Here is a 14,117-nt window from a genome sequence, read left to right as displayed (position 1 = left end):
TGTAAACCTCGACAGTGTGCAAGAAGGCGCCACGTCATCTCACCTCGTCGACGTGGCGCCTTCTCAAGAGCAGCAGCAGAATTAGCAGGCGACGACGATCCCGCTCTGGACGCGGAAGTTGTTCGTGGGCAGGCCTGAGCACGAAGCACCGGACGTGCCGTTGACGTTATAATTCAGAGCATTTAGCCCGCCATCCGGCCAGACGCGGAAGTTCTTGCCGAGGATCTGGGCGTCCGAATAGGAGCCGCTGAGCCGCAGCGCAACCGGCGCAGTCGAGTTCTCAAAGATGCCGGCGAATGACTTCGAGCCCCCGATGGATAGTGCCGCTGGCGAGGTTGCGGTGTCTTCAATGGAGGCGACCGTCTTCTGGCCGACGATGCTGATAGACTTCGGCGAGGCCGCGAGGTCCAGGAACACGGCGTTGGTCTTGTTTCCGCCAGCGAGGAACGACGATTGGGAGCCATTCGACCCGTCCACGAATGCACCAAAGCCCTTCGGCCCTACCACCTCGACGCCGCGGAGCGATGTGCTGTTGTCGTAGACGAACGACTCGCTGAAGTGGTCGCCGCCGAGCCCAAACTGGTTAGCCGCAATCCCATATTTGCTATTGCTGTCAATCGCAATGGCCGCTTCACGAGCAAGCATGCTGCCATTAAGGCGAAGGCCCCAGATAGAAGCCCAGTTGTCCGTGTTGTTCGAAACGATATTAATGCCGGCACTCGAAGTAAATGATCCGCCCATTGCAACGTAAATATTGATGCAATTTATGCCAAATTCACAGTTGACACCGCTGTTATTTGTATAATCAAACTCAGTATTGAGATTAAAGCTCGGCTTATGACCGGAGCGCAGCTCGAAGTTGTTTGCCTGCGCCCATGATGCACCTCCGCCGGCTTCATTTACGACTTCGTTGTACAATCCAACCTTCGAGGCGATGGCGGCATCGTTGATCCATAGCCAAACCACAGAGCCATCCTGGAAAGTTTGCCCTTCGAAGGACGGGCGGGAGCCCGAGAGTTGCGTATTGGAGGCCGTAGTGCCAGCTTGTACAACGCGATAGACAGCGTTCCCAACCGCTATGTTCTCCCCGAGACCGAACGATTTGTTGGGCGCGTAGTTAGAAAGCTGACCCTTGTTGATGCTCGTGGTGATCCCAACCGTCTGCTCCTCACTGTGGTTGTCATCCTGTGTGACAGACGAGACAAACAGTGACGCGCGCTGGTGGTCCTGAAAGTTGCCGCCGTAGACGCACGAAAGTGCGGGGCAGAATGACACCATGTTGCCGGGTGCCGCGACAATGGCATTCGGGTTGATGGTGGTGGCATAAGTCAAATCTAGGGGCGCGACGCCCGAAGCCCGCGACCGCTGATAGGTCAGGTCCGAGAAGGTTCCCGGCGACTGCGCGAGCGCAGGAGCAGTCGCGAAGAGTGAGGCTCCGGTGAGGAGTGCGAAGCGGAAAGTTCTGGTCATATCGATTCCTGGTTGGTTGGGTGATTTTCTTTGCGCCGCCGAGAATCGTTACTTCACGGTCGGAGCGGAGGGGACGGTCAGGATGTCAGCCGGCTCGGCCTTATTCATTGGGATCGACGGGCGGCTCGTGTCCTTCGCCCTCATCTCAGCCTCCATATCGGCTGGGCTCAGGGTCTTCGGACCTTCCTTCGTGGCGACCGGTTGGCCGCCCTGTGCAGCCGCCTTGCTACCGATGGTTGGGATCTGCGGACTCTGCTTCGACTGGGGCTCGCCGGACGCCAACTGCGATGCAAGCGATGCCGCTTGCCGCTGCACCTGAGCGCCGAGCCGCTGAATAATTGGCGCAACCTCGTCGTAGGGCGCCTTGCCGAGGTACTTTGACAAAGCAACGAGGTCTGACTCGGTCACCTGAAGATTATATGTCTTCTGCTGAGCGAAGGCTGGTGTAGCGACAAGAGCAAGAGCAGCCATAATTGAATTCAGCTTTTTCATGAACTTCTCCTTTTGATGGTAAGAATATTTTTCCAGCCAGTATATTCAGAATATATTTTATAATAAAAATATGCACTTAACAGTTATGGAGATCTAATTTTATATATTCATATTGCAGCGCTTTAACGCGAATAATCTATTTGAATCTCATCAACTCCTCCTTGATAGTGGTGGCTCGTAGCCTGCTCGGATGCCCTCCGAACGAGAACAAAAGTAGAACACACCAAAATCTCCGATGTGTCAAGGCAAATGTTCCTATAACAGCTCTGTGAAAGGCTCATAGGCTGGGTTGAATGATGCCACGGGGGCTTAATGCGACGCTTTTCGCTGGCCGGTGCGAAGTGCAACCAGACCGCCCCGTAGCGGCCTTCCAGCAGGCCGCGTATGGCCCGATCCGAATGATGGGCTGCAAAGTTCTGAACGGTATGTTCTGGATCTGCGCGCGGGTGCCCCTTGAAAGGAGCCGCCGCGCCAGCACCACTTCGACGAAGCCGCCTGCCGCGAACGCAATCGGGTCGAGCAACCGATCAACCGCCTCAAACAGTGTCTCGCATCGCTAGCCACTGCGCCGAAGGCCGCCCCGCGGCTTCACAAGCGTCCTCTGCCCCGTCACCGCCCTCGACTGGATCAGGTGACGACAGGCCCTAAGTGAAGCCGAGGCTTTGCCGGATTTCCTCCGCACTCACGCCCCTCGCCCGCAGATCGGCGAGGGATTCCGAGCCCTTCGACTTGGCGAGCTTCTCGCCGTCGCCGGAGCGGATCAGGGCGTGATGGTGGTAGGCCGGGACAGGCAGCCCGAGCAGGTGCTGCAGCAGACGATGCAGGTCGGTCGCCGCCTCGAGATCCTGCCCGCGCACGACATGGGTGATGCCCTGCACGGCATCGTCCCAGACGACCGAGAGATGATAGCTCGTCGGCACGTCGCGCCGGGCGATGACCGCGTCGCCCCAACGGGCCGGATTGGCCGGACGCGTCGCCTCCGTGCCATCGACGGCGCAGCAGCGGATCGTCAGGGGCTCGCCGAGCGCCCGAAGCGCGTTGCCCATGTCGAGCCGCCAGGTATGCGGCTCGCCCGCCGCGATGCGCGCCTGCACCGCCTCCTTCGGCAGCCCGCGGCAGGTGCCGGGATAGAGCGGCGTGCCGTCCGGGTCGCGGGCGATGATCCGGCCCTGCCCCTCCAGAGCCGCGATGCGCGCGGCGATCTGCCCGCGGGAGCAGAAGCAGGGATAGGTGAAGCCTGAAGCCGCGAGCCGGTCGCGCGCGGCGGCATAGTCGGAAAAATGCTCGGACTGGCGGTGCACCGGCCCCTGGAAGACGAGGCCGAGCCAGGCGAGATCCGTGTGGATGCCGGCGACGAAGTCGGGGCGTGAGCGGGCGAGATCGATGTCCTCGATCCGCAGCAGCAGGCCGCCGCCGAACGCCTTTGCGAGCTGCGCGTTCAGGAGCGCCGAATAGGCATGGCCACGATGCAGGCGGCCGTTCGGGCTGGGGGCGAAGCGGAGGAGCGGTCCGCTCACGGCTCTCCGGCGGCGCGCAGGCAGCGGGTCGTGGCGGGCGTGCAGGCGATGCCAGGCAGGGAGCAGGCCGGCCCTTCGGCAAGGCGCTGGCAGACCACGCAGCCATTGCCCCATTCGGCGCAAGACGGGTCGTTTTCCGGGGCGAGCGCGGCCTGCTTCTGCGGGGCCGGTGCCAGGGCGCCGATCAGCACGGTGGCCGCGACCAGGGCTGCGATGGCCCAGGCGAGCCGCCGGTCGCGGGCGGCGGTGGCGGAATCGTCGAGCGCGTCGAAAGCCATGCTGCGGTGTTCGCCGGAAGCGGGCGGCGCTGTCAACGCCGCCCGGCCCCCATCAGGAAGCGGCGCCGGCCAGGGCCGCCGCGACGGCCCGGGCGAAAGCCGCCGGATCGCGCGGGGTGTCGCCGTCCTGCACGCGGGCGAGGTCGAGGAGGGTGCCCGCAGCCTCGGTCAGATCCGCGCCGGCCTCGGCCTTGGCCTCCAGCGCCTTGATGAGAGCGTGGCGCGGGTTGATCTCCAGGATCGGCAGGCCACCGCCGAAGCCGCGGCCGGCCCGGCGCAGCAGGCGCTGCATCTGCAGGTCCGGCCCCGCACCGGAGGCGGCGAGCACCACGGCGCTGTCGACCAGGCGATCGGTGGTGCGCACCTCCGACACGTCCTTCTCGAGGGCGAGCTTCAGGGCCGCTACGAGCTTGTCGGCCGGAGGCGCCTCGGCCTCCTCGCCCTCGGGCTTGAACTTCGAGAGGTCGGCGCCGCCCTGGGTGACCGAGCGCAGGGGCTTGTCCTCGAACTTCCCGAGCTGCTCCGGCCAGAACGCGTCGACATGGTCGGAGAGCAGCAGCACCTCGATCCCGCGGGCGTTGAAGCCCTCGAGCTGGGGCGATTTCCGGCCGGTCTCGAGGTCGTCGGCGACGAGGTAGTAGATCGCCTCCTGCTCCGGCTTCATCCGCGCCACGTAGTCGGGCAGCGAGGTCCAGCCCTCCTGCGTGGTGGAGCGGAAGCGCAGCAGCGGAGCGATCTCGGCCCGGCGCTCGAAATCTTCGTAAATGCCCTCCTTCAGCACCGGCCCGAAATTCTCGAAGAACTTGAGATAGTCCTCCGCCTTCTCGACGTTCTTCGAACGGCTCGTCAGCTCGCTGAGCACCCGGCCCGTCACGGCCCGGCGGATCTTCTGCAGCGCCGGTGTCGATTGCAGCATCTCGCGGGAGACGTTGAGGGGCAGGTCGTCGGTGTCGACCACGCCCTGCACGAAGCGCAGCCAGTTCGGCAGCAGCTCGGCCTCGTCGGTGATGAACATGCGGCGCACATGCAGCCGCACCTTGGACCGGCGGTCGTCCTCCATGGGCATGAAGGGCTTCATGCCCGGCACGAACAGCAGGCCGGTGAATTCGAGGGCGCCCTCGGCCCGCCAGTGGATCGTGGCCCAGGGCTCGTCGAAGTTGTGCCCGACCGTGCGGTAGAATTCCTTGTACTGCTCGTCCGTGATCTCGGATTTGGACTTGCGCCACAGGGCCGTGCCCTTGTTGGCCGCCTCCTCCTTGCCCTCCGCGTCCACGATGGCGATCGGCACGGCGATGTTGTCGGCCCATTTGCGCACGACGTGGTCGAGCCGGTAGCTCTCCAGATATTCCTCGGCATCGTCCTTGAGATGCAGGACGATATCGGTGCCGGCCTCCGCCCGCTCGGCCGGCGCCAGGGTGTAGCTGCCGCGGCCGTCCGACTCCCAGCGCCAGGCTTCGTCCGTACCGGCGCGCCGCGAGGTGACGGTGACCCGGTCGGCCACCATGAAGGCGGAGTAGAAGCCGACGCCGAACTGGCCGATCAGGCTCGGGCGCAGGTCCTGCCCGTCCTCGCCGGTCTTCACCTCGCCGAGCGACTGGGAGAAGGCGCGGGTGCCGGAGCGGGCGATGGTGCCGAGATTCTGCGCCAGGTCCTCCTTGGTCATGCCGATACCGGCATCCGAGATGGTCAGCGTACGCGCCTCCTTGTCGGGCACGACGCGCACCTTGGCGTCCGACGGCAGGGCCAGGGCCTCGTTCGTCAGGGCCTCGAAGCGACGCCGGTCGGTCGCATCGGCCGCGTTGGCGACGAGTTCGCGAAGGAAGATCTCGCGGTCGGAATAGAGGGCATGGACGACGAGATCGAGAAGGCGCCCGACCTCGGCCCCGAAATCGTGGCGCTCGACCTGCGCGTTGACCGTCTCGCTCAAAGGATCGCCTCCAGGGTTCCAGGAATTTTCCGGGGCGCGATATGGCGTGCGATTTGCCGCAGTTCAATCGCCCGGATGCACCGAATCCGCCGTCACAGCGGATAGGCGGCCTCAAGAATGTAGGGGCCGCCGCCGCGCGAGGCGCGCGCCGAGAACAAAGCCACCCGGGTCGCCATGAACCGGAGCGGGGCGAAGATGCCGGCCTCGCTCAGGTACTGCGCCACGGCCTCCGCGCTGGCCTCGCGGTTCAAGCGAGCGAGGGTGACGTGGGGCGTGAACTTGCGCGGCTCCGGCTCGGCCCCGGCCCGGCGGGCCAGACGCTCGTGCTCGGCCTGCAGATCGTCGAGCGCTTCGCTGGCGGCGACGGCGGCATGGACGGAGCGCGGCCGGCTGCCGCCGAAAACGGCGAGACCTTCCAAGGTGAGCGCAAGCGGCTCCCGCGGACGCGCCTCGACCAGGCCGGCATGCAGGGCCTCGGCAAGCTCGTCGTCGACGTCGCCGAGGAAGCGCAGGGTGATGTGGTAGTCGGACGGCTCGACCCAGCGCGCGCCCGGCAGCCGGCCGCGGAACAGGGCGAGCGCCGCCCCGACCTCGGGCGGGATCTCCAGGCCGGTGAAGAGGCGGGGCATGTCCGATCAGCCCTTCGCGGCGAGCGTGCCGAGGAAACGCTCGACCGAGGGCAGGATGCCGTCGACGATCCGCGCGACGCCTTTCGGGTTCGGGTGGAGATTGTCGTCGAGGTGGAGAGCCGGGTCGCCGGTGATGCCGTCGAGGAAGAAGGGATAGAGCACCAGCCCGTATTCCCGGGCGAGGTCGGGGTAGATCGCGTCGAACCTCGCGACGTAGTCCGGCCCGAGATTGCGCGAGGCCTTCATGCCGGCGAGCAGCACGGGGATGTTCCGCTCCTTCAGCCGGGCGAGGATCGCGCCGAGGGCTTTGCGCGGCACGGCCGGGTCGGTGCCCCGCAGCATGTCGTTGGCGCCGAGCTCCAGGATGACGCCGTCGGTCCCGTCCGGCACCGACCAGTCGAGCCGGTCGAGGCCGCCGGTGGTGGTATCGCCGGAGACGCCGGCATTGGCGATCTCGACGGAAAAGCCCTTCGCCTTGAGGGCGCGCTCCAGCACGGCCGGGAAGGCCTGGTCCGCCGGCAGCCGGTAGCCGGCCGTGAGGCTGTCGCCCAGAGCCACGAGCTTGAGGGTGCGGCCGGTCTCCGCCGAGGCGCCGGAGCCGAGGGCTGCGGCAACGAGCATCATCAGCGCACCCATGCAGGCCACGAGCGCCGCCCCCACATGCGGGCGCAAGCGTGGGCGTTCGCCCTCGCGAAACCGGACGATGCGTGACACAACGCGCTTCTCCTCCGCCATCGAGGCCGCCTCTCCTGCCGATGCCTCCGACCCGCCCGCACAGATCGGACGTTTGCCGATGATGGACAACCCCGCCCCCGCCATCGCCCTCTCCGGCATCGACCTCAGCCTGGGACGCGGGGCCGCCAAGGTGCACGTGCTGCGCGGCATCTCCCTCGACGTCGCCCGCGGCGAGGCGGTCGGCCTCGTGGGGCCCTCGGGCTCGGGCAAATCGACCCTGCTCATGGTGATGGCGGGGCTGGAGCGGCCGGATGCGGGCCGCATCGCCGTCGATGGCACCGATCTCTCCGGCCTGGACGAGGATGCCCTCGCCCGCTTCCGGGGGCGGCGGATCGGCATCGTGTTCCAGGCCTTCCATCTGGTGCCGACCATGACGGCCCTGGAGAACGTGGCCCTGCCCCTTGAGCTCGCCGATGCCACCGACGCCCATGCGCGGGCGGAGGCGGAGTTGAAGGCGGTCGGCCTCGGTCACCGGCTTCACCATTACCCGGCCCAGCTCTCCGGCGGCGAGCAGCAGCGCGTCGCCATCGCCCGCGCGGTGGCGCCGAACCCGGCGATCCTGGTGGCGGACGAGCCCACCGGCAATCTCGACGAGGCGACCGGCCAGCAGATCGTGGAGTTGCTCTTCGCGCTCAAGCGGGACCGGGGATCGACCCTCGTCCTCGTCACCCACGACCCGGGACTCGCCCGGCTCTGCGACCGCACGATCCGCCTGCGCTCGGGGCTGATCGAGGCGGCGGAGGCCGTGGCCTGATGCACGGCACTCTGCCCCGCCCGGCGCCCGAGCGCCGAAGCCGGTTTCCGCTTACCCTGCGTCTCGCATTCCGCGAGCTGCGCGGCGGGCTGTCGGGCTTCATGGTCTTCATCGCCTGCATCGCGCTCGGCGTCGCCGCCATCGCCGGCGTCGCCTCGATCGCCCGTTCCCTGGAGGACGGGCTCAGCCGCGAGGGGCGGCGCATCCTCGGCGGCGACCTCGCCTACAACCTGATCAACCGCGAGGCGACGCCGGCCGAGATCGCGGCGCTCGAAGCCCAAGGCCGGCTCGCCACCGTGGCGACCCTGCGCGCCATGGCATTGGCCGGCGAGGGCGCGGCCCTGGTCGAGCTGAAGGCGGTGGACGCGGCCTACCCGACCGCCGGCGAGCTCGTCACCGAACCGAAGGCGCCGTTGGCCGACCTGCTCGCCGAACGCGACGGGGCCTATGGCGCCGTGGCCGATCCGGCCCTGCTCACCCGGCTCGACCTGAAGCCCGGAGACCGCATCACCATCGCCGGCACGCCCGTCGCGATCCGGGCGAGCCTCGTCTCGGAGCCCGACCGGATCGGCACCGGACTCGGCTTCGGTCCGCGCCTCCTCGTCTCCATGGCGGCCCTGCGGGCGACCGGCTTGATCCAGCCCGGGAGCCTCAACCGCTGGAGCTACCGGCTCCAGCTTCCGGACACGAGCGACACCGCGCTGGAAGCGGCCACCAAGGCGATCGCCAAGACCCAACCGGAGGCGGGCTGGGAGGTGCGCTCGCGGAGCAACGCCGACCCGCGCTTCGCCACCAGCATCGAGCGCTTCACCCAGTTCCTCACCCTGGTCGGGCTCACCGCCCTCATCGTCGGCGGGGTCGGCGTGGCCAATGCCGTGCGCGCCTTCGTGGACCGCAAGCGCGGCGCCATCGCTACCTACAAGAGCGTCGGCGCGCCGGGGGGACAGGTCGTCGCCCTGTACCTGACGCAGGTGATGCTGATCGCCCTGCTCAGCACAGGGCTCGGCCTCGCCGTCGGCGCCGCCCTGCCCTTCCTGATCGATGCGGTCTTCCGCGATTCCCTGCCCCTACCGCTGGAGCCGACCCTCGACCCCGGCGAGCTGGCCCTCGCCGCCGCCTATGGCCTCCTCACCGCCCTGGCCTTCGCGATCACGCCGCTGGGGCGGGCGCATGACATCCCGGTCTCCGGGCTGTTTCGCGACACCGTCGATCCCTCCGCGCGCCGCCCGCGCCTGCGTTACCGGCTGGTGCTCGCAGCGGCCCTCGCCGCCCTGGTCGGGCTGGCGCTGGCCACGGCCTTCGACCGCAAGGTGGCGCTGATCTTCATGGCCGCGGCCGCCATCGCCTTCGCCCTGCTGCGCCTCGTCGCCTACGGGCTGATGAAGGGGGCCGCGCGTCTGCCTCGCCCGCGCCAGGCCGCGCCGCGGATGGCGCTCGCCAACCTGCACCGCCCCGGCGCCCTGACGCCGGCCATCGTGCTCTCCCTCGGCCTCGGCACCACGCTCCTCGTGGCGCTGAGCCTGATCGACGCCAATATCACCCGCACGCTGACCCGCTCCCTGCCACAGAAGGCCCCGAGCCTGTTCTTCCTCGACATCCCCTCGCGGGACGCGGATGCCTTCAACGCCTTCCTCGGCAAGGCGGCGCCGGAGGGGAAGATCGAGCGCGTGCCGATGATGCGCGGGCGCATCGTGGCGCTGGACGGTACGCCGGCCGAGAAGATCCGGCCGCCGGACGACGCGGCCTGGGTGCTGGAGGGCGACCGCGGCATCACCTACGCCACGGATCTGCCCGAGGGCTCGACCCTGGTCGCCGGCTCCTGGTGGAACGCCGAGGACGCGAAGAAGCCCCTCGTCTCCTTCGATGCGGAGCTCGGCAAGGCGCTCGGGTTGAAGCTCGGCAGCACGGTCACGGTGAACGTCCTCGGCCGCAACCTGACGGCGACGATCGTGAACCTGCGCAAGGTCGAGTGGCGCAACCTCGGCATCAACTTCGTGATGGTGTTCTCGCCCGGCACCTTCCGGGGCGCGCCGCATTCGGACCTCGCCACCCTCACCCTGCCGAACAGGCCCGATCCGGCACTGGAGGCGCGGGTGCTGCGCGATGCGGCGCGGCAATTCCCCTCCGTCACCAGCGTGCGGGTGAAGGACGCCCTCGAAGCGGTCAACGACGTGGTCGGCAAGCTGGTGCTCGGCATCCGCGCGGCGAGCGCGGTGGCGATCCTGGCGAGCCTGTTCGTCCTGGCCGGTGCGCTCGCCGCCGGGCACCAGGCCCGGCTCTACGACGCGGTGGTGCTGAAGGTCCTCGGCGCGGCCCGCGGCCGGCTGCTCTCGGCCTATACCCTCGAATATGGCTCCCTCGGGCTCGCGACCGCCCTGTTCGGGCTCGGCGCCGGTACCCTCGCCGCCTGGGTGGTGGTGGCCAAGGTGATGCGGCTCGATTTCGTGCCGGATTGGGGGGGCGCCCTGCTCGCGGCCGGCCTCGCCGTGGCCTTCGCGGTCCTGGTCGGACTCGCCGGCACCTGGCGCATCCTCGGCCAAAAACCGGCGCCTTATCTGCGGACGCTGTGACGGCTTGCGGGAGAACGGTGCTCAGAGCGCCGTTTTCGGCATCAGCATGTGCACGCCCTTGTTGCCGTCCACCGTCTGCGTGATGCGCAGGTTTCCCGCGAGCGAGGCGAGCATGTAGGCTTGGTTGCGGGTGAGGCCGGTGCGGCCGCAGACGTGCCGGACCATCTCGCGCACGGCCTGCCGCATCGCCTCGTCGAGACTCTCGTGCAGGCCGATGGTCATGAGGTCCGTCGGCGTCTCGGCGAAGGGCCACGCATAGCCGAGGTCCTTGCGCACGGTGAGCCGGAAGGTGCCCGTCAGCGCGGTTTCGAGGGCGGTGATGCAGACCTCGCCGTCGCCCTGGAGGGCATGGCCGTCGCCGGCATAGAAGCCTGCGCCCGGCTCGAAGACCGGCAGGTAGAGCGTCGCCCCGGCCCGCAACTCCTTGTTGTCCATGTTGCCACCGAAAGCGCGGGGCACGGGCGTCGTCACCGGCCCCCAGATGCGGGGCGGCTGCGTCGCCAGGATCCCGAAGAAGGGCGCGAGCGGCAGCGCCCGGCCCCAGGGCAGGACGGCGACGCCGCGGGCGGCATCGATCTCGGCATGGATCGTCTCGTACTCGGTGAACTCGTCGGGCAGCGTCCCGAGCAGCGGCAGGATGGAGACGGAGCCCCAATCCAGCCGGCATCGAACGTCGAGGATGTCGATCTGCAGCACGTCGCCGGGTTCGGCCCCGCGCACATGGATCGGGCCGGTGACGAAATGCGGGCCGGGCGCGGCGTCGTGGGCGTCGAGGGCGGCACGCAGCTCGGCGGGGACGCGGGCCGGATCCGGGTGCAGGCAGCTCCGGCCTCCGGCGGGCAACGAATGCAGCGTCACCTCATCGCCGGAGGCGATCTCCAGGACCGGGGCACGGCCAGGCTCGAACACACCGAAGACCAGGACGTCGGGGGTCGCGGGGATGTCGTGGTGCGCGGGCATCGAGGATAGCCTTCACGGGTTGCCGAGGTCGCGGATGCGCCGCCCCCGACGCGACCGCGCGATCCCGCATGCAACCTTCGTGAAAGGCCCCGACCGGTCGTCAGGCCAGCATATAGGCGAGCAGCGAGCGCAACTGCGCCGGCTTGATCGGCTTGTGCACGAGCTCGGCACCGACCTCGATCACCCGAGCCTGGATCTCGGGCGCGTAATCGGCGGTGGTGACGATCACCGGCGTGGCCCAGTTTTGGGTTTGGCGGAGGTGAGTGACGACGTCGAGGCCGCAGGCTCCGTGGTCGAGATGATAATCGATCAACATCACGTCGGGACGCATCATCCCGGCTTCGAGGCCGGCGACGACGGCTTCGAGGTCGCGGAAGGTCTGCACCTTGGCGTCCCAGCCCCGCAGCAGGCGCTGGAGGGCGTCGGCGGCGGTGGCGTCGTTCTCGACGATCAGGACGCGGGCGCCGGTCAGCGTGGTGGCGACGGGGGCGATGCGGACCTGCGCGTCCGGCCGGGTCGTGGCGATGGGCAGCTCCAGCGTCATGCGCGTGCCGTGCCCGACGCGGGAGGCGAGCGTGATCGGGTGCCCCAGGGTCGAGGCCATGCGCTGCACGATCGAGAGGCCGAGCCCGAGGCCGACCTCGCCGTCGTCGGTGTCCTTGGCGCCCCGGTAGAATTCCTCGAAGACGAGGCTGCGCTCGGTCTCCGCGATGCCGCGCCCGGTATCGATCACGTCGACGCGGCAGGTCTTGCCCCGCAACCGGCCGCAGAGCAGCACGCCGCCGCTCTCCGTGTAGCGGATCGCGTTGGAGACGAGGTTCTGCAGGATGCGCTGGAGCAGGACCACGTCGGTCTGCACGACGAGGTCCGGGCAGCGGCTGACGAGGCGCAGCTCCTTGCGCTCGGCGAAGGGCCGGAAGCTCGCGTCGATAGTCGCGAACATGTCGGCGAGCCGCACCGCCTTGATCATCGGGCGCACGATGCCGGCATCGAGCTTCGAGATGTCGATCAGGGTCTTGATCAGGTCCTCGATCGTCTGCAGACCGCGCTCGACCTGGCCGGCGATGGTCTGCGCGTCGGGGGCGGTGGCGAGGTCGGTGAGGGCCGAGAGGGAGAGCCGGGCGGCGTTGAGGGGCTGCAGCAGGTCGTGGCTCGCTGCGGCGAGGAAGCGGGTCTTGGAGCGGTTGGCGGTCTCCGCCTCCTCCTTGGCCGCCACCAGCGCCTCGTTGGAGCGCTCCAGGCGGTGCATCAGGGTGGTCAGCTCCTCGGTCCGCGTCCGCACGCGGCCCTCCAGCATGATCGCCGTCTGGAACAGGGAATAGGCGCCCCCCTGCTGGTCCATGGTGCGCTCGACATGGGCCATGAGCGCGGCGTTGATGCGCTCCAGCTTGGCCACCCGGCGCGTCAGGCCCTCGACGGTGTCCGGCGTCTCGGCGTCCATCGCGGCTCCCCACAGGGTCGGCCGGTTCATGGCCCCTCGGCCCGGCCGATGGCGATGCCCGTGAAGGTCTGGTTCAGGTGCATCGAGCGGTACTGCTCGCCATAGGTCTCGAATCCCACCACGCCGTAGCGGCGGTAGAGGTCGGCGATGCGGTGGCGGACCTGCCGGCTCTCGGCGTCGAGCCGGCGCAACACGCAATCGAAGCCGATCACGAGGTCGAGGCCGCCGAGCGCCTGGTCCAGGGCGGCGAGCTCCGCCCGGGTCGCCTCCACGATGTCGCGCGGCTGGGCCAGGGTCAGCACCACGCCTTCGCCGATGGCGCAGAAGAAGGTGAGCGACCCATCCGGCTCGCAGCGGCTGATCGAACGGCAGAAATACTCGCCGCCGATCTTCACCGCGAGGGGATAGGCGGCGAAGCTCAACGGCGTCAGGTGCTCGGGATCGAGGCCGACCGCCATGGCGTATTCCCGGGCGGCGGGCTCCGCGTTGAGCTCCTGGACCCGGCGCTGGTCCTCGCAGGCGGCGGTGACGACGAATTTCTTGTCCGTCGGCTCGAAATTGTCGCTCTTGAAGATGCGGACCGGGAAATCGGTCTCGACCAGCACGATGATCGCCGCGTTCCGGTGGATCACGCCGTCATGGAGCAGCGCCGTCCCGCAGAAGGCGAGATCGTCCCCTGCCGAGCCGCCGACCAGGGGGATCCCGTCGAGGGCCCAGGCCACGGCGGAGACCACGGTCTCCTCGGCATTGGCCAGGGCGTCGATGAGGGAGATCGCGAAGCGGCCGGTCTGGGCCGCGTCGGCGCGGCCCTGGTCGAGGGTGCGGCGCAGGGCGCGGACGGAGGAGGCGGTGCGCTCCACGTCCAGATGGTCGATCGCCGGCAGGATCGCGGAGACGATGCGGAAGCCCTTGCGCGGGAAGGCGATTAGGACGAGCCCGCGATCGATGGCGCCCGCCGGGCTGATGCCCCCGGAGGTGCTGCAGCCGGAGACGCCGACGCCCGGGAAGTGCCGCGCCAGCGCCGCGGCCACCTCCTCGGCGGAATAGACCGGCGAGAAGAACACCAGCAGATGCCCCACCACGGCCGGATCGATCTCGGCCACGATTGACGCGACGGCAGGCTCGGCCTCGCCCGCATCGGACCAGGCCGTCTGTATGCCGCACAGATGCCGACGCATCTGGGTGCCGTGCACCACCGTCTTCCTCCCATGGCGCGGGGTGTTCCGGCAAAGCGGCCCCCGATCTTTGACCGGAAGTTATGTCCCGTGGGCAGACGCGGTGCAATGCCCGGGAAGGACCGCGACCTCAGCGTGTGAAGCGTGATTTCAACAATCCACAGATCGG

General features: G+C 68.3%; 12 protein-coding genes and 1 pseudogene. 3 read left to right on the top strand and 10 right to left on the bottom strand.

Annotation, left to right across the window (positions count from 1 at the left end; all coding sequences use genetic code 11):
• Window positions 1–81 precede the first annotated feature (81 nt).
• Together MFF21_RS03370 and MFF21_RS03365 are read right to left on the bottom strand one after the other, a co-directional pair.
• Complete coding sequence (locus MFF21_RS03370; protein WP_238309795.1) at window positions 82–1,470, bottom strand: hypothetical protein; 1,389 nt, start codon at window positions 1,468–1,470, stop codon at window positions 82–84.
• Window positions 1,471–1,518: 48 nt separating this feature from the next.
• Window positions 1,519–1,962, bottom strand: coding sequence for a hypothetical protein (locus tag MFF21_RS03365; protein WP_238309794.1), 444 nt, complete (start codon window positions 1,960–1,962; stop codon window positions 1,519–1,521).
• A 457-nt stretch (window positions 1,963–2,419) separates the two neighbouring features.
• Here MFF21_RS03365 and MFF21_RS03360 point away from each other — a divergent pair.
• A pseudogene (locus MFF21_RS03360) lies at window positions 2,420–2,506 on the top strand (IS5-like element ISMra2 family transposase); the annotation flags it as partial.
• A 100-nt stretch (window positions 2,507–2,606) separates the two neighbouring features.
• Here the strand turns inward: MFF21_RS03360 and gluQRS are convergent.
• The 5 genes from gluQRS to MFF21_RS03335 all read right to left on the bottom strand — a co-directional run bounded on the left by gluQRS (window position 2,607) and on the right by MFF21_RS03335 (window position 6,937).
• Window positions 2,607–3,479 carry a tRNA glutamyl-Q(34) synthetase GluQRS gene (gene gluQRS, locus MFF21_RS03355; protein WP_238309793.1) on the bottom strand — a complete coding sequence of 291 codons (873 nt, stop codon included), beginning with the start codon at window positions 3,477–3,479 and terminating at the stop codon, window positions 2,607–2,609.
• The gene (locus MFF21_RS03350; protein ID WP_238309792.1) at window positions 3,476–3,757 is read right to left on the bottom strand and encodes a hypothetical protein; all 282 of its coding nucleotides are present in this window, start codon (window positions 3,755–3,757) and stop codon (window positions 3,476–3,478) included. The genes gluQRS and MFF21_RS03350 overlap by 4 nt, the downstream gene beginning before the upstream one ends.
• 52 nt (window positions 3,758–3,809) lie before the next feature.
• Window positions 3,810–5,684: a molecular chaperone HtpG gene (gene htpG / locus MFF21_RS03345; protein ID WP_238309791.1), complete on the bottom strand. Its 1,875-nt coding sequence runs from the start codon at window positions 5,682–5,684 to the stop codon at window positions 3,810–3,812.
• A 92-nt stretch (window positions 5,685–5,776) separates the two neighbouring features.
• Window positions 5,777–6,313: an RNA 2',3'-cyclic phosphodiesterase gene (gene thpR / locus MFF21_RS03340; RefSeq protein ID WP_238309790.1), complete on the bottom strand. Its 537-nt coding sequence runs from the start codon at window positions 6,311–6,313 to the stop codon at window positions 5,777–5,779.
• A 6-nt stretch (window positions 6,314–6,319) separates the two neighbouring features.
• Window positions 6,320–6,937: an arylesterase gene (locus MFF21_RS03335; RefSeq protein WP_238310179.1), complete on the bottom strand. Its 618-nt coding sequence runs from the start codon at window positions 6,935–6,937 to the stop codon at window positions 6,320–6,322.
• Window positions 6,938–7,106: 169 nt separating this feature from the next.
• On the opposite strand from MFF21_RS03335, the gene MFF21_RS03330 reads away from it, so the two are divergent.
• Both MFF21_RS03330 and MFF21_RS03325 read left to right on the top strand, forming a co-directional pair.
• Window positions 7,107–7,802: an ABC transporter ATP-binding protein gene (locus MFF21_RS03330; protein WP_373324928.1), complete on the top strand. Its 696-nt coding sequence runs from the start codon at window positions 7,107–7,109 to the stop codon at window positions 7,800–7,802.
• A complete protein-coding gene (locus MFF21_RS03325) occupies window positions 7,802–10,372 on the top strand; it encodes an ABC transporter permease (protein ID WP_238309789.1) in 2,571 nt (856 codons plus the stop codon). The genes MFF21_RS03330 and MFF21_RS03325 overlap by 1 nt, the downstream gene beginning before the upstream one ends.
• A gap of 21 nt (window positions 10,373–10,393) precedes the next feature.
• On the opposite strand, the gene MFF21_RS03320 is transcribed toward MFF21_RS03325, so the two are convergent.
• The 3 genes from MFF21_RS03320 to MFF21_RS03310 all read right to left on the bottom strand — a co-directional run bounded on the left by MFF21_RS03320 (window position 10,394) and on the right by MFF21_RS03310 (window position 13,969).
• The gene (locus MFF21_RS03320; RefSeq protein ID WP_238309788.1) at window positions 10,394–11,332 is read right to left on the bottom strand and encodes an acetamidase/formamidase family protein; all 939 of its coding nucleotides are present in this window, start codon (window positions 11,330–11,332) and stop codon (window positions 10,394–10,396) included.
• 100 nt (window positions 11,333–11,432) lie between these two features.
• On the bottom strand, window positions 11,433–12,803 hold the full coding sequence (locus MFF21_RS03315; protein ID WP_373324904.1) for a hybrid sensor histidine kinase/response regulator: 1,371 nt from the start codon (window positions 12,801–12,803) through the stop codon (window positions 11,433–11,435).
• Window positions 12,800–13,969 carry an FIST N-terminal domain-containing protein gene (locus MFF21_RS03310; protein WP_238309787.1) on the bottom strand — a complete coding sequence of 390 codons (1,170 nt, stop codon included), beginning with the start codon at window positions 13,967–13,969 and terminating at the stop codon, window positions 12,800–12,802. Before MFF21_RS03310 ends, MFF21_RS03315 begins: the two co-directional genes overlap by 4 nt.
• Window positions 13,970–14,117 lie beyond the last annotated feature (148 nt).

Source organism: Methylobacterium organophilum, assembly GCF_022179465.1.
GTDB lineage: Bacteria > Pseudomonadota > Alphaproteobacteria > Rhizobiales > Beijerinckiaceae > Methylobacterium > Methylobacterium organophilum.
The sequence above is the reverse complement of the archived record's forward strand: the minus strand, read 5'-3'. Positions and strand labels throughout refer to the sequence as shown.

What these genes read in the sequence shown, in the direction of transcription:
- MFF21_RS03370 (WP_238309795.1), bottom strand. Translation starts at nt 1,470, where the DNA reads ATGACCAGAACTTTCCGCTTCGCACTCCTCACCGGAGCCTCACTCTTC.
- MFF21_RS03365 (WP_238309794.1), bottom strand. Translation starts at nt 1,962, where the DNA reads ATGAAAAAGCTGAATTCAATTATGGCTGCTCTTGCTCTTGTCGCTACA.
- MFF21_RS03350 (WP_238309792.1), bottom strand. Translation starts at nt 3,757, where the DNA reads ATGGCTTTCGACGCGCTCGACGATTCCGCCACCGCCGCCCGCGACCGG.
- thpR (WP_238309790.1), bottom strand. Translation starts at nt 6,313, where the DNA reads ATGCCCCGCCTCTTCACCGGCCTGGAGATCCCGCCCGAGGTCGGGGCG.
- MFF21_RS03335 (WP_238310179.1), bottom strand. Translation starts at nt 6,937, where the DNA reads ATGATGCTCGTTGCCGCAGCCCTCGGCTCCGGCGCCTCGGCGGAGACC.
- MFF21_RS03330 (WP_373324928.1), top strand. Translation starts at nt 7,107, where the DNA reads ATGATGGACAACCCCGCCCCCGCCATCGCCCTCTCCGGCATCGACCTC.
- MFF21_RS03325 (WP_238309789.1), top strand. Translation starts at nt 7,802, where the DNA reads ATGCACGGCACTCTGCCCCGCCCGGCGCCCGAGCGCCGAAGCCGGTTT.
- MFF21_RS03320 (WP_238309788.1), bottom strand. Translation starts at nt 11,332, where the DNA reads ATGCCCGCGCACCACGACATCCCCGCGACCCCCGACGTCCTGGTCTTC.
- MFF21_RS03315 (WP_373324904.1), bottom strand. Translation starts at nt 12,803, where the DNA reads ATGAACCGGCCGACCCTGTGGGGAGCCGCGATGGACGCCGAGACGCCG.